The following is a 15863-nucleotide window of genomic DNA, read 5'->3' as shown; positions in this document are numbered from 1 at the left end:
GTTAAATCGTTAAACAAAAATTTGCATGATCGTTTGATCAAATGTACAATTTAAATATTACACTTTTTAAATATTTATACTTATTTCTTTTGTCTATTGATCACTTTAGATGATGTTATATCAAAATTGCTAACATTTTAAACAAAAAAACTACAAATGTGAGTTATTCTCACATTTGTAGTTTTTTTCCTATCCTTTTTTATTTGACAGTCTAATCCATCATATCCATTGAATCTCCTTGGCTTCCATTTCGGTCTTTACTTCTCTTCTTCGGCTTTTTTGATGCTTGGCCAAATCGGTAGGAGAATGTAAGGTAACCGACTCGTGACTCCCAATCAAAAGTCATATCTGAGTTGAACCCAGTTCCTTCACTGTAGACATTAAATTTGTACGTATTGAATACATCAGTTACTCTAGCTTGCAAAGTACCTTTTCCTTTGAATAATTTCTGAGAGATTGCCATGTCCACGCCACCCATTGGTGCAATGTATCCTTGAGCTGTTGCTCTCTGAGAACTAAATCTTCCAGTCACTTGTAGAGAAAGTGTTTTGGTAAGAGAAGTAGATGACATTAATTTTCCATTCATAGCCCACGCTTGATTTGTGAGATCCAATTCACCAGAACTTCCCGTAATCAAAATATTATAGACATTTGCACTACCTGTCACTTTCCACCAGTTTGTTAAATTAAAGTTTGCGATTACCTCAGCTCCATAACTTTGAGAATGATCTACGTTATCCCAAGTCATTACCATAACTCCATCAGGTTGTGCCATTTGTACTCTTTGAATAGCATCATGAGTATAGCGATAATACAAACTACCAGTTAGGGTGATATTCTCCCATCCATGCTGATAAGTGGCTTCAATAGCATCAATAAATTCGGGTTTCAGATACGGATTACCTTGGCGTAATGATTGGGGATTGGCATAATCCGGAAATGGATTTAAACTTCTACCTCTCGGCCTGTTTACTCTTCGGCTATAACCCACAGAAACCTCTCTCATGTCTGCAAATTTATAAGCAACATGAAGGGTAGGATAAACTGCAAAGTAATCATTATTGACCGTCTGTTCTTCTGTAACTTCATTCTCCTCCAAATGAGAAGTAGTATAAGCTTGCTCTGCTCTTACTCCTGCTTGTAATCCCCATTTACCAAATTGATGACGATACATGGCATACAAAGCATGAACAGTTTCATCATAATTAAAATTATTATTCAAAGAATCATCAGGGGCCCACATACCTCCCTGCATGCTTTCAGAGAAAAAGTCTGTTTGGATTATTCTGCCTGTTGTTTTCCAACCTGTTTCTAAAGTTCCATTTTCGCCGATCGGTTGTACATAATCAATTTGTGCCAAGTAAATCTTATTTCTTTCTGGGCTCTCATTTTGCTGTTCAAAAATAGGATCAGCATTTACATCATTCCCAAAATGATCGTACTCTGTATAAAAACCGTTATTTGTTCTTATACCATCTGAATACTGTCCTGATATATCCAAGCTCTGACCTGGTTTTACAAATGTCTTTCTATAACCAAAATTATACTCTTGATTTTCTGATGTTCTTCTCGAATCGTTTATTCTATATATTTGAGAAAAGACATCATCATCTGCACCAAAATAATCCAAGTTTAGTTTTTCATTCTTGTAATTATATCCTGTGTTGTATGTGGCTGAAAAATAGATGTTGTTGTATTCATTGATATCATAATCCACTCCTCCTTTGAAAAGATGTGAATAGCGTTCATCATCTCTTCTCGAAGTTTGTGTATTATAATCTGTCACATTTCCATTTTCATCAAGGTTGTTCTGATGTAATTCTTTGTTGACAAACCTTTCTTGATATCTCCCTGAGTAATTTGCATAAATATTTAATTTATTCACTCTTGCATTGACTCCCGCAGAAAGATTATACTTGTTATTATTCCCGACATTGACAGACACATTGCCGTTCACACCTCCTTTGCGATCTTTTTTTAATACAATATTGATAATACCACTTGTGCCTTCTGGGTCATATTTTGCTGAAGGATTCGTAATCACTTCCACTCTTTCAATAGAACTTGCTGGTATTTGATCTAAAATATCTGCATCTGATGAACTTGTGAGATTGGATGGTTTTCCATCAATAAAAATCGTCACATTACTACTTCCTCTTAAACTCAATGTTCCTTCTGCATCAATATCAATAGAAGGAATATTATTTAGAGCATCTGTCATTGATCCTCCTACTGAATTCAAATCTTGACTGACATTAAATGTTTTTCGGTCAATACCCAGTTCCATCACATCTCTTTCTGCAGTAACTGTCACTTCATCAAGATTTTGTGCACCTGTACTCAGTGCTATCGTTCCTAAGAATTGGTCCTTTTTATCGGGTTTAATCATAAAGGGTTCTGTAAGGATTTCTTCATAACCAATAAAGGTAACCTTTGCAAAAATTTTCCCTACCGGAACCTCGATGATTTTAAAACGACCTTGAGCATCTGTTGAAGCCCCTGTTACGAAACTTGTATCACGTGCATTGTACAAGGCTATAGTCACAAACTCTAAATTGTCTTTGGTTTCAGCATCTATAACTTTGCCAGAAACAGTACCAATTTTTGGTCGATTCCCTTTTTTTAATTGTCCATTTCCAGATTTTGCACCGCTAGGTTGTTGGGCAAATAATACAGTTGGAAGAATAAGTAGGCAGAATAGTAAATTAAGTTTCATTCTTGATGATAATGATAAGGTCTGTTTAGAAATGATGGGAAATTCTTTATTGTAAAAGAAGCTTACCCTTCATTTTTTGTTCTTGTTAGATATTCAAATTTTATAAAAATATTTTGAACACTGAAATATTATCAACCAACGAATGTTATTATTCAACGAAAAGCTATTTCTGCTCTTCTACATTAATCTTTTCTAACTTTTCATTATACAAACCTATCAATAGAGAGTTGCCATCTTCATCAATTTTTAAAGCACCAAACTTTGCATTTGCATAATGATCAGCATGTCCTTCTTGAAAGAAATAGGACTCTGCACCAAAGTTGATAGACCAATTATTTCTCTTAGTGTATTTCAGAAGATATTCATTTTGATTCAATGGTTCTTTATCTTCTTGAATTCTTAATTTATGCCCTATTCTATTATCATCTAATTCAAAAACCATATATCCTCTACTTGATACATTATCTTCTTCCCTTATATCTGAATTACTATAATTCAATACCATATAATCACCCTGCATCAGTGATCTTGGATCTCGAGGGGCCAATTCAAAAAGAACAACTTCGGTCCCATCCAACAACTTTTCGTTTTTATAAATAGAATAATTAAACCCTATTAAAACCAATGCACAATTGAGAGTGATAATTATTTTTTTATACTTTTTCATTTGAATTCTTTTTGTGGAAGAAAAACCAATAGAGACCTAAAAACACAATACCAGACGCCATCATTTCTAATGATTTTTCTAAAAGCGTCAGTTCCAAATCATAATAGTAATTTGCCAAGGAAAGCACTAAAGTGACGGCACCCAATCCTTTTAATGTCTTGTAATTATTAATTACTCCTAGTATCAATAAAAAAAGACATCCCATCACATAAGGTGCATAAAGAGTAGGAACAGCTAAAAGTATTACGAAAATGAAAAACGTAAGAGGTTTGTAACCTAGGTCTAATTTTTTGTTGGAATAAATAAGGAAAAAAAGCATCAAACCACTTATTGTTACTGTAGTGATCCATTCATAAGGTATAATAAAACCTTTTTCATCGTATATGAAGTTGGCCAGTCCAATTAAAAAAGAAGCTATAAAAGCATCTAATATGGGATTGATAATTTCTGTTCTTTTCTTCAACATAGAATACACCTTTCCTTCATTTATGAAAAAGAAAGTGATGAACGCTCCTAGCGTTACTATTAAAAGATGATGAACCAATTGTACTTTTAATAAATGAAGCCAAAAATTAAAAGTTGAAATAACGGTCAAAGCACAAAGAAACAGTAACATATATCTCTTGAGTAAGAGTATTGCTATTGAATTGATAACAATCAACAACAAGATGATAATATGTTCAGAAATATCTGCTAAACCAAGTCCTGTGACAAGTAATATTTGACCTATGATGAAAGTAAATGTACTGAATGAATCGAAAAATATTTCAGTTGTATGTCTTTGGATAAGAATACCAAGTATGAAAAATGAAATTCCTAATCCACCTAAAACCCACTCATGATTTCCTAAACCAAAAAGAAAAATAAATAAAATGAAAAACATGGAAGAGATAAAACCTCCGAAATAAATCAATCCCTTCATCAACAACCCCATAGGGATATTTGGTTTTGAAAGTTCTGCTTCTAAACCATCCTTATCAATCTTCAACGCATTGTTTTCTTCCTCACTATATTGAGAAAGAAACAATCGAATTCTGTCACTTCTATTCATTATTCCATTTCTTTTGTAGTGAAACAACTTTATAAATTAGACCTGTCATACTCATGAGAACAAAAAGGCTGACCAAGAGTGTTGCCGTAATAAAATCATCTGCTTCATTTACCATCACAGTTGTCAATAATATGATACAGCTAAAAAGAATTAAGGCAAAGGGCACTATATATTTTTCTTGTAATGAGTAATAAAGACCAAGTGCATAAACCACCGAAATAGGAGTTATAATCATCCCTGACGGTAAATGACCTATTTTAAATTCAATAATATATTCTATTCCCAAAATGGTACCTACAGAAACCGCTATCATAACAATACTATGCTTCCACCAAACGGGAATCTGTTTTCCAATATTTTGTAGATAATGCGTAAAAACAAATACCACAACATATAGAAGAAAAATGACCAACAGCTCTAATGCTTCAGCATTTCTTCCTACTGCTTGTAAAATATAAAAATGCCAAGTGGTGGACACTAATAATAAATAAAGGAACCACAATACTGCAAAGTCAGTCAAGAATACAATTAGTGCTATTGAAAATGACCATCCTAAAAAGAAGTCGTAAGCATTTGCCCCTGTTTGATATACTTGTCCAAAAACAGCAAACATAACACCTATCAAAAAAGAGATTGCTGTGGCTATAATTTTTGAGTAAATTGTATTATTTCTATAAAAAATAAATAATGCTACAGAACATATAACAACTAATTCTGCAGATAACAATTTCCCCGTTTTAGATAGGTCATCCCAGTTATAGGCATAAAAAAACATAAGCCCAATGGCGAAAAAACCAAGCCCGAGTGTCAGCATTATTATTCTTAGCGTATTATTCCACTCTTCTTTATTGATAAGTACATTTTCTTTAAGGGTTGTATCAATCTCATTTTCCTCAAAATCAGCATACTTATTGATTAGCTGAATATCGTTTCGAGTTAATTTAGTCATACAAAAAAGGTCGATTAGTAAAGTCTTTGATTCTTTGGATTGGTTATTATCAAAAGAAATAATTTTGAATTACAATCTAATGTATAAACATTAATCTTTATAAAAAACAAAACTCCTCAATAAAACTGAGGAGTTGAGTGCACATCTAAAAATTTATACGTTATACTAAAAAGTCAGAACTGGAAATTCTGCTAAAAAGGTAATTTGGTAATTGAATATATTTGTCAACCAATTCAATTTATCTATGTAGATATTTAATTATATAGCCTTCTCTTAATTGTCCAATTTCTTATGGACGCCTTAAGTAATGAACAGTGCAAAAGTAGAGAAGCATTGTGAATCATTTATTTACGGGGTATTACCTTTTGGTTATAAGAATTACTCGTATGTTACCTGCACTTTTCCATATTTAGAGCATGTTTGAAACATGTTCTTAATGACCTTGGGGAAGTACTGACAAATCAATTCCTAGAACTTTGGTACTAATATGATTCAAATCCTCCATTTTTCCCTCAAAATGATAAATGGATTGTCTGTGTTTTAGTTTTTCCCCATATCGAAGTTCTTTAGCGGCTGAAAAGGATTCAAATTCAAAAAATGGCCAGTTACGATCAAGCTCCAAGTTGATTTCTCCATTAAAAATATTCATTACATCACCATTATAATTGTTTTTAGACTCCCAATCTGAATTAACATAAAGACTATCATTTTCAAAGGTATAGGTCACAATATTCAATAAGTTCAATTCTGGGGAGTAGCTTCCCATTACTGGCTTAATGTATTCCTTTGGGATGCCCATCTTGTTTAAGTAATTGGCGTCAACTTTATAAAATACAATTCCATTTTTGATAACAACTCTTCCTTCTTGGGGTGTGAAATAATTTGTTACACTTTTCAAGTCAGTATTATTTGTTGGAATAATAACCCACTGATTCTCTGAGGGCAACATACAACCTAAATCCCAAATAGGCAGTAAACCAGATTCCTTTTGCCACTGTTGTCGGTCTAAACTTGTTATTTCCGTAGATGCTGAAAAACCAACAAAATTGACTGTATTAGGGATAGAAATGGATAACGCTTTCTCTGTCTGATCTTTAGTGTTCAACGTTATATGCCTCGATGCATCAATCTTAAAAGTGGTCCCAAACGCATTCTCTATCTCCATAATGCTCGATGAAATACTTTCTTTGGCTGTGATTCTGGTAACTTTAAAAAGAGTAGTGTCCAATGCCTGACTGATTCTCATATTCTCTCCAGATTGTACTGTATTTGGTGGAAAAAAGATAGAAAACTCTCCTACTTCGGGGCCAAACCACATTCTAGATTCACCTCCAATTTTTGAAAGTTGTGGACGTTTTGAAGCAATTAAATCTTTATTGAAATAACCAAGACTTTTACCCTTATATCCATTTGTGGAAGTAGTGAAAACACGACCTTGATATTTTGGTGATACTGCTACCAGACTTTGACCATCTTCTAAAATCACCAAATCATCTATATACATCCTGAGAAAGGCTATATCCTCTCCAAAAGAGCCTTTTGTATAGTTTTTTTCTAGTTCACAATTGAAAAAAAAGAAGGCAATAAATACCATGAAGAGAAGTCTGCTGCTGTTGATCATCTTTAAAAATATTACAGTTTTATAACTACTTCATAATACTCATTTTTATTCAAATTATAAAAACTATATTCATGGACAATCCTTTAAAAATAAATTGAAAAATGGGCCTCCCACTACCTAAAACAGCCTATTCTGTCATAGACTTGCTATAGACAATTGGTTTTTCAACACCCATTTGCTTGGGGAATAATATGCAACCCGAGATATTCGAAAATGTGAAATGCAAATGGAAAATCTAAATGAAAGCAACAACAGATCAATTTATTACTCTTCATGTGGTGAACCGTGTAGGGTACATTAAAATCAACAGACCAAAGGCCAATTGTTATGACCTAGTGTTTATGCAGCAACTCATTTTCTGTATCAAAACGGCAGAAGTAAATGATGAAATTAAAGTAATTGTAGTAGAAAGTGAACTGGAAAAGTTCTTTTGTGCTGGTGCTGATGTTAAAATATTTCAAGCGAATACCACGGAGCAAAATAAACTCATGGTGGAACATGCTCAGCTTTCAGCGAAGCTATTATCTACAAGTAAAAAAGTGGTGATTGCAAGTATCAATGGACATGCTCTTGGTGGAGGATTAGAATTAGCCATGGCCTGTGATTTTATCATCGCACAAGAAGGAAATTATTTATTGGGCCTGCCTGAAATTAAGTTAGGCTTAATTCCTGGAAATGGTGGATCACAACGACTGATTCGACGAATTGGTAGAGGGAAAGCTTTAGAAATGCTTGTAACAGGAGATCCTATTCAACCTCAAGAGGCAAAAGAAATTGGTTTAGTTAACTATTTGTACCCCAAAAATACATTTAGAGAGGAAGTAAAAGCTTTTGCTGAGAAAATTGCTCAAGGTCCTTCTCAAGCCATTACCGCTACAAAAAAATGTGTTTACAAAGGATTGGAACTCTCACTGGATTTGGGATTAAAATTAGAGAGTCAATTGGTGGATACACTTTATGAGACAGAAGACGCCAAAGAGGGCAACCTTGCTTTTGTAGAAAAAAGAGAGCCAAAATTTAATTAATAGAATGAATACAACAACACAAAACATTAAAGTTTATCCATGCTATATTAATGGCGAATGGGTGAACACTGAACAGGGAGATTATATTGATGTAGAAAACCCAGCCAATAATCAAGTTTTTGCTAGAATGTACTGCAGTACGCCAGCTGATGTTGATACTGCCCTCGAAACTGCCGAAAAAGCACAATTCAAATGGCAAATGCTACCCGCCACTGAAAGAGCCAACTATCTCTATGCTATTACTGAACAACTGCACAAAGAAAGAGATCACTTTGCAAAGCTTTTGGTAATGGAACAAGGAAAAACTCTTGCCGAAGCTTATGGTGAAGTAGATGATACCATTCGATACATCAACTACTCCGCGGAAGCTGGACGCCGTATAGAAGGAAGTATATTTCCATCCGATATGCCCAATGAACAATTAAGCATTCATAAAGTACCTTATGGTGTTACCGTTGGATTGATGGCCTTCAATTATCCACTCGCCTTGATTGGACGTAAAATTGGTCCTGCATTGGTCACAGGAAATACAATGGTGATCAAGCCTTCAGAACTTACACCGATTACTGCCTCAGAATTTTGCCGATTAGTTCATCAAGTGGGACTACCTAAAGGAGTCATTAATTTAGTAATGGGCTGGGGACATACTGTTGGAAAACAATTGGTGGAAAGCCCTATTACAAAACTGGTTTCTATGACTGGAAGTACTAGAGCTGGTCAAGCTATCTACCAATCTGCCGCTCAAAATGTAGCAGGATTAGTGCTTGAATTAGGTGGAAAAGCACCGTTTATTGTGATGGATGATGCCGAAATCGAAAAAGCCGTTGAAGCGGCTGTAATATCAAGATACGCTAACTGTGGACAGGTTTGTATTTGTAATGAAATGCTTTTTGTTCATGAAAAAATTGCGGATGAATTTACTGAAAAGGTCATTGAAAGAACGAAGCAAATTACTGTAGGTGATCCAATGACCAATGTGAATATGGGACCCAATGTCAGTACCAAAGGGTTAAGCCGAGTACATGAATTAGTGATGGAAAACGTGGAGCAAGGTGCTGAATTAGTGCTTGGTGGTAAAAAGCCAGAGGGTGATTATTTTGAAAACGGGAACTGGTACGAACCTACCATTTTAACCAATGTCAAGAAAGACCATGCTACACTTCAAAATGAATTGTTTGGCCCGGTACTGCCCATCATGAAAGTCTCAGGTTATGAGGAAGCGAAGGCGACATTAAATGAAAGAGAGGAAGGTTTATCCGCTTACCTTTTCACTCAAAATCATAAAACAATTATGAAGTCAATCAATGAACTTCAAGTAGGCACTATTTTCATCAACAAGGGAATTGTAGGTTATATACAAGGCTTTCACTCAGGGCATAAAACAAGTGGTATTGGTGGCGAAGATGGCATTTATGGTATTGAACAGTACCTGCAGAAGAGAGCCATCTATATGAATTATGAATAAACTATTTTATAAAACAAAATAAATATGAAACAATTAAAAGGCATTACTTGGAACCACTCAAGAGGTTTTACATCCATTGTAGCCTGTGCACAGCGTTTTTCAGAACTTCATCCTGAAGTAGATATAAAATGGGAGAAAAGATCATTGCAAGCTTTTGCTGATGAACCTATCGATCAGTTGGCAGAAAGATTTGATTTCTTAATTATTGATCACCCATGGGCTGGTTTTGCAGCAAGAACTCAAGTAATTCAACCCCTAAATACATTACTCAGTAAAGCTTTTTTGGATGACCAAGCTGAAAACAGTGTTGGCCGATCTCATGAAAGTTACAGTTATGACCAACAGCAATGGGCGTTAGCTATTGATGCTGCTACTCCTGTTGCTGCTAGCCGTCCTGATCTTTTTGAGAAAGAAGGTTTGAAATTACCTGAAACATGGGATGATTTAGTCGAATTATCGAAAACGGGTAAAGTAGCCATACCAGGTATTCCACAAGATACATTGATGAGCTTTTACATGGTCTGTTCAACTTTAGGTGAAGATGTCTGTGTTTCAAAAGATAAAGTAATATCTGATGAAGTCGGCTTGAAAGCATTGAGAATGTTAAGAGATCTGGGTGAAAATATTCGACCTGAAAGCTATGATTGGAACCCCATTACAGTGTATGAAAAAATGACACAAACTGATGAGTACATCTATTCTCCTTTTGCTTATGGATACACGAATTATTCTAGAAAAGGATATGCTAGAAAACTATTGAAGTTTCATGATATGGTGGCCATCAATGAGCAAAAATTGATTTCAACTTTAGGCGGTACCGGATTAGCAATTTCGTCTAAATGTAAAGAAGTAGAATGGGCAAGTAAGTTTGCTGAATATGCCGCTCACCCAGACAATCAAAAAGGCATTTTCTTCGATAATGGCGGTCAACCTGGACATAGAGCTGCTTGGTTGGATGAACATACCAACGCAGTATCAGATCAGTTTTTCAAAGACACTCTACCTGCATTAGACAGAGCCTTTTTAAGACCAAGGTATCACGGACATATGTATTTCCAAGATCGTGCAGGTGCACCAATCAGAGAATATATGATGCATGGAGGTGATGAAAGAAAATTACTTGATCTCTTGAATAGTATTTACGAAGAGTCACTTTGTGTTACCAACGAATAAATAATCTTAAGTACTAAGACAAAATTATATAATACTAATTCATATTATTTTTTCCGATTACTGCCTTGCAAAAACTTTAAATAGAACCACTATTTATACGTTTTTGAGCGTTGTACTCACAAAAAATAACTAAGAATTAATTATCATTTATTTTTGGCTTAGTACTTAATTCACTGTAAACTACGTTTCAAATATTTATAGTGTTTAGAAATCAGGAGATTTCTGATGATCAATAGACCACAAATAACACTTCCCTTTAACATTCGTACTAGTGGTCTTACTACAAAATTTGTATGGTAGTACTTTTATCGGCCTTGAAGGGAAAAGTGTTAAGAATTTCATGTATTGAGCCGTTAAGAATGATTTTCTTGTTTGAGCTTTAGCGAGTTTAAAATCATTTAGGTGAAAGGAATGAAATTTAGCTTTTGACTTCTAAGCCTTGAATTTTTTGCTTCGTTTTTGTTTCAAGACAAAAATGAAGAAGAAAGATGATTGAAAGTAGGACCTTAAATGATAGTAGGATCATCATTTGAAAGTTGATGATAACTTAGTTTACAGTGCATTTTACAATCTTAATTTATATAAAATGCTTCCATTAGAAGGAATTCTAGTACTTGAATTCTGTCAATTTATGGCAGGCCCCTCCGCTGGCTTAAAACTAGCAGATTTAGGTGCTAGAGTGATTAAAATAGAACGCCCAATCCATGGTGAAGGTGGAAGGCAAATCGCAATCAAAAACCTATTTGTTGACAATAGCAGTTTGGTATTTCATACTGTCAATCGAAATAAAGAATCCTATGCCGCCAACTTGAAAGATCCTGAAGATCTTGAAAACGTCAAAAAGTTGATCGCTCAAGCCGATGTAATGACGCATAACTTCCGACCTGGCGTAATGGAAAAAATTGGATTGGATTATACTACTGTCAAAGCGATCAACCCTGCACTGATTTACGCTTCGGTCACGGGATATGGAACTGAAGGGCCTTGGGTAAAAAAACCAGGACAAGACCTTCTGGCACAGAGTGTTTCAGGCCTCACTCACCTTACAGGTGATAGAAATGACACGCCAACTGCAATGGGATTGGCTGTAGCTGATATTTATTGTGGCACACACCTTACTCAAGGAATTTTGGCGGGATTAGTCAGAAGAAATAAAACTGGGAAAGGAGCATTAATCGAAGTGAGCCTTTTAGAATCAATGCTTGATTTTCAATTTGAGGTGATCACTACCTATTTGAATGAACCAAAAGCCCTGCCTGAAAGAACAAAAGAAGGAAATGCCCACGCCTATTTAAGTGCCCCTTACGGAGTATACCCTACTTCCGATGGACATATTGTGTTAGCCATGGGATCATTGATTAAACTAGGTGAGGTATTGGAATGCGAACAACTTCTGCAATACCAAGATCCTGATTTATGGTTTGAAAATAGAGATGAAATTATGTTTATATTAAAGCACTTTTTTGCCTCTCATTCATCTGAACATTGGATCAAGAAAATGGAAGCTGAAGATATTTGGTGTGCTGAGGTATTGGATTACAAAAACCTTCTCGAACATGAAGGTTATAAAGTCTTGTCTTTTGATCAAGTGGTTACGCTGACCAATGGTGAAAAAGTACATACGACCCGATCTCCCATTCAAATCAACGATCAAAAGCTGTTCTCAAAAACTGCAGCTCCTCGTGTGGGTGAACATACTGAACAGATTTCAAAAGAATTTAATTTAATGAAATGAAACCACTACAAGACGTACTCATTATTGATCTCAGCCAATACCTTTCCGGTCCATGCTGTACTTTAAAACTCGCAGATCTTGGTGCTAGAGTAATTAAGGTGGAGAAGCCGGAAACGGGAGATTCTTGTCGTTCAATGTATATTTCAAATGTAAACATGAACGGGGAGTCTTCTATCTTCAGGGCAATCAATAGAAATAAAGAGAGCTTCTGTGCTGATTTAAAAAATAACCTTGATAAGAAAAAAGTACTGCAATTGATTTCAAAAGCAGATGTATTGGTGCACAACTTTCGACCAGGAGTGATACAAAGACTAGGTTTAGATTATGACACCGTCAAAGTTTTAAATCCCAATATCGTCTACGGTGAAATCTCTGGCTATGGTACTGAAGGTCCTTGGAAAAAGAAGCCGGGACAAGATTTGCTAATTCAAGCAATTTCGGGTGTTACAACATTAAGTGGTAACGCCAACAAAGGACCTGTTCCATTAGGTTTGGCTATGGCTGATATGTTATCGGGTGGACATCTAGCACAAGGAATTTTAGCAGGTTTAGTTCAAAAAGGAAAAACAGGAAAAGGTTGCAAAGTGAGCGTCAATATGCTTGAATCAATGCTTGATCTTCAATTTGAAACCGTCACTACTTTCTATCATGACGGAGGACAACCTACACAACGAACGGAAAGTAATAATGCCCATGCCTACTTGGGTGCTCCATATGGAATTTATGAAACATCCAACGGTTTTCTTTCACTAGCCATGGGAGCTATTCCCAAATTGGGTGAACTGTTAGATTGTCCGGACTTATTGGAGTACCAAGAATTCAACTCTTGGTATGATCAAAGAGATGAAATCAAACAAAAATTAGCCAATCATCTGAAAACAAATACGACAGAACACTGGCTTTCAATTTTAGAACCCGCAGATATTTGGTGTGCCGATGTGATGAATTGGGAAAGACTTTTTGAGCATGATGGATTTAAGGTACTGGACATGCTGCAAACTGTTGAAATGTCTGACAATTATCAATATCAAACTACGCGCTGTCCGATTAAAATTGATGGTAAAGTGATTAAAAATACGAAAGGGTCTCCTTTTCTTGGTGAAAACAATGATAGTATTACTACTGAGTTTTTATAGGAGTCATTTGAAATATATATTGGATTTTAGAACAAAAAAAATGGATCCTCATAGAGGGTCCATTTTTACAGAGTAAAACCGGAAAGGTATTTACTGGCTTAGGTTTCGTGAATGTAAATTCCTTTCCAATGTTCTTATCGCAGAATCTATTTTAGCTATACCATTTCTAGTTGTTGAGCAATTTTTTCTGCCAGTCCTTCTGGTTTAAAACCAAATTTTTCATCCAAGACTGAAGCAGGTGCTGAGTATCCAAAATGATCTAATCCATATACTTCTCCATCGACCAATTGCTCTAAAGTAATTGGTAACCCTGCCGTTAAACCTACAGATTTCACACCTTCTGAAATGACTTCATTCTGGTAATCTTTAGGCTGATCTCTGAATAATCCTTCAGATGGCACAGAAACTACTTTAGATGAAAGATCATATTTTGATTTCAATATTTTTGCAACTTCTGCTAACGTCCCTACTTCCGATCCATTTGCAATTAATTGAATATCTACATTCGCAGCATTTTGAACCGCAACATATCCACCTTTATTCAATTTTGATTGGTCTTCCAAACGTTGAGTGCTTGGAGCCACTTCATTAATATTTTGTCTTGAGAAAATAAGACCTACAGGGCGGTCCACTGATTCTACTGCAAATTTCCAAGCTTCTGTCGTTTCAAAACAATCTGCTGGACGCAATGCAATAAAGCTTCTTTTCCCAGAGTGATTTTTTAATTTTTCTAATAATCGAAGTTGTGCTTCTTGCTCAATAGGTTGGTGCGTTGGTCCATCCTCACCCACTCTGAATGAATCGTGAGTCCACATAAAGATCACTGGTGTTTTCATCAGAGAAGCAATTCTTAATACCGGCTTCATGTAATCCGAGAATACGAAGAATGTAGCACAAACTGGAATCACACCTCCATGTAAGCCCATACCTACCATGATTGCCGCCATTGTCAACTCAGAAACACCTGCTTGAAGGAACGCTCCAGAGAAATCACCTTTCTGGAATGGAGTTGTTTTCTTCAAGAAAGCTTCCGTTTTATCACTATCCGCTAAATCTGCAGAAGCCACAATCATGTTATCTAAACGAGTCGCTAGATGAGACATTACTTTACCTGATGCTGCTCTTGTTGCTGCACCTTCCACTTGTGTGATGTTTGCCCAATCTACACTTGAAGTATCTCTTGCATAGAATTTCTCCAACTTCTCCGCTAGTTGAGGGTATTCCTCTTTCCAGCTTTCTTCCTGTGCTTTTGCTTGACGTGCTTGATCTTCTTTAATGTCAATTACCTTTTGGTAATAAGAAGCTACTTCATCAAAAATTTCAAAAGCGTTATCAGGATCTCCCCCTAAATTTTTAATAGTTTGCTCAAAGCTTGCACCTGATTTTGAAAGAGGCTGACCGTGTGTAGAACATTTCCCCTCAAAATTTTCTCCTCCTTCTTGAACAGCACCTTTTCCCATTATCGTCTTACCAATAATCAAAGTTGGGCGTTCTCTTTCGGCATGAGCGGCATCTAATGCTTTTCTAATTTCAGTAGAATCATTACCATTGATTGTGATAACATTCCAATGCCAAGCTTCATACTTCTTTGCTGTATCTTCTGTTGTTACTTCCTCTACAGTTGTTGATAATTGAATATCATTGGCATCATAGAATAAAATCAAGTTACTTAAACCTAAGTGACCTGCAATTCTACCTGCACCTTGTGAAATTTCTTCTTGAATACCTCCATCAGAGATGTAAGCATATGTTTTATGCTCTACTACTTTACCAAATCGTGAAGCCAAGAATCTTTCTGAAATTGCTGAACCTACGGCAAAAACATGGCCTTGTCCTAAAGGTCCTGATGTATTCTCAATCATTCGATCCACGTCCACTTCCGGGTGACCTGATGTAGGACTTCCCCACTGTCTGAATTGCTTTAATTCTTCAATAGAGTATTTCCCCAATAATGCCAACTGTCCATAAAGCATCGCTGACATATGTCCTGGATCCAAAAAGAAACGGTCTCTTGCATGCCAATGCGGATCTTGTGGATCAAATTTTAAATATTCGCTATAAAGAATATTGATAAAATCAGCACCACCCATAGCACCACCTGGATGGCCTGATTTTGCTTGTTCTACCATTGCTGCTGATAGAATTCTTATATTATCCGCACACTTATTTTCTATTGAAATCATTTTCTTATCTAATAAAGAGTAAATAGTAATAATAAGGCCTGTTCAAAAATTCAGTAGACTAATTAGCATATACTTTTTTGAGATCCAGTCCTGAGGAGAGTAGTGAGAAGTATAAAATATTTTTATACTCCTCACATCAAGT

Annotated in this window: 11 protein-coding genes; 5 read left to right on the top strand and 6 right to left on the bottom strand. The window is 35.6% G+C overall.

Features of this window, described 5'->3' with window-relative positions; genetic code table 11:
• Positions 1 to 211 precede the first annotated feature (211 nt).
• The 5 genes from AVL50_RS11270 to AVL50_RS11250 form a co-directional block, all read right to left on the bottom strand.
• On the bottom strand, positions 212 to 2716 hold the full coding sequence (locus tag AVL50_RS11270) for a TonB-dependent receptor domain-containing protein (protein WP_062616604.1): 2505 nt from the start codon (positions 2714 to 2716) through the stop codon (positions 212 to 214).
• A 163-nt stretch (positions 2717 to 2879) separates the two neighbouring features.
• Positions 2880 to 3383: a GDYXXLXY domain-containing protein gene (locus AVL50_RS11265; protein WP_062616603.1), complete on the bottom strand. Its 504-nt coding sequence runs from the start codon at positions 3381 to 3383 to the stop codon at positions 2880 to 2882.
• Positions 3370 to 4434, bottom strand: a complete 1065-nt coding sequence (locus AVL50_RS11260; protein WP_157491280.1) for a DUF4401 domain-containing protein — start codon at positions 4432 to 4434, stop codon at positions 3370 to 3372. Before AVL50_RS11260 ends, AVL50_RS11265 begins: the two co-directional genes overlap by 14 nt.
• On the bottom strand, positions 4427 to 5383 hold the full coding sequence (locus AVL50_RS11255) for a DUF2157 domain-containing protein (protein ID WP_062616601.1): 957 nt from the start codon (positions 5381 to 5383) through the stop codon (positions 4427 to 4429). Before AVL50_RS11255 ends, AVL50_RS11260 begins: the two co-directional genes overlap by 8 nt.
• 433 nt (positions 5384 to 5816) lie before the next feature.
• The gene (locus AVL50_RS11250) at positions 5817 to 7004 is read right to left on the bottom strand and encodes a DUF6786 family protein (protein ID WP_157491279.1); all 1188 of its coding nucleotides are present in this window, start codon (positions 7002 to 7004) and stop codon (positions 5817 to 5819) included.
• 239 nt (positions 7005 to 7243) lie between these two features.
• On the opposite strand from AVL50_RS11250, the gene AVL50_RS11245 reads away from it, so the two are divergent.
• From AVL50_RS11245 to AVL50_RS11225, 5 genes are all read left to right on the top strand, one after another.
• A complete protein-coding gene (locus AVL50_RS11245) occupies positions 7244 to 8029 on the top strand; it encodes an enoyl-CoA hydratase/isomerase family protein (protein ID WP_062616599.1) in 786 nt (261 codons plus the stop codon).
• Positions 8030 to 8033: 4 nt separating this feature from the next.
• Positions 8034 to 9494, top strand: a complete 1461-nt coding sequence (aldA, locus tag AVL50_RS11240; protein ID WP_062616598.1) for an aldehyde dehydrogenase — start codon at positions 8034 to 8036, stop codon at positions 9492 to 9494.
• 24 nt (positions 9495 to 9518) lie between these two features.
• Entirely contained in the window at positions 9519 to 10667 is a 1149-nt protein-coding gene (locus tag AVL50_RS11235) for an extracellular solute-binding protein (RefSeq protein ID WP_062616597.1), read from the top strand.
• 586 nt (positions 10668 to 11253) lie between these two features.
• Positions 11254 to 12402 (top strand): CaiB/BaiF CoA-transferase family protein, encoded by a 1149-nt coding sequence (locus AVL50_RS11230; protein WP_062616596.1) that lies wholly within the window; start codon positions 11254 to 11256, stop codon positions 12400 to 12402.
• On the top strand, positions 12399 to 13538 hold the full coding sequence (locus tag AVL50_RS11225) for a CaiB/BaiF CoA-transferase family protein (RefSeq protein ID WP_062616595.1): 1140 nt from the start codon (positions 12399 to 12401) through the stop codon (positions 13536 to 13538). Before AVL50_RS11230 ends, AVL50_RS11225 begins: the two co-directional genes overlap by 4 nt.
• 155 nt (positions 13539 to 13693) lie before the next feature.
• Here AVL50_RS11225 and AVL50_RS11220 read toward each other — a convergent pair whose 3' ends face one another.
• Positions 13694 to 15721, bottom strand: a complete 2028-nt coding sequence (locus tag AVL50_RS11220; RefSeq protein WP_062616594.1) for a transketolase — start codon at positions 15719 to 15721, stop codon at positions 13694 to 13696.
• Positions 15722 to 15863 lie beyond the last annotated feature (142 nt).

This window comes from Flammeovirga sp. SJP92 (assembly GCF_001583495.1).
Classification (GTDB): Bacteria; Bacteroidota; Bacteroidia; order Cytophagales; family Flammeovirgaceae; genus Flammeovirga.
This window is presented reverse-complemented; position numbering and strand designations above follow the sequence as displayed.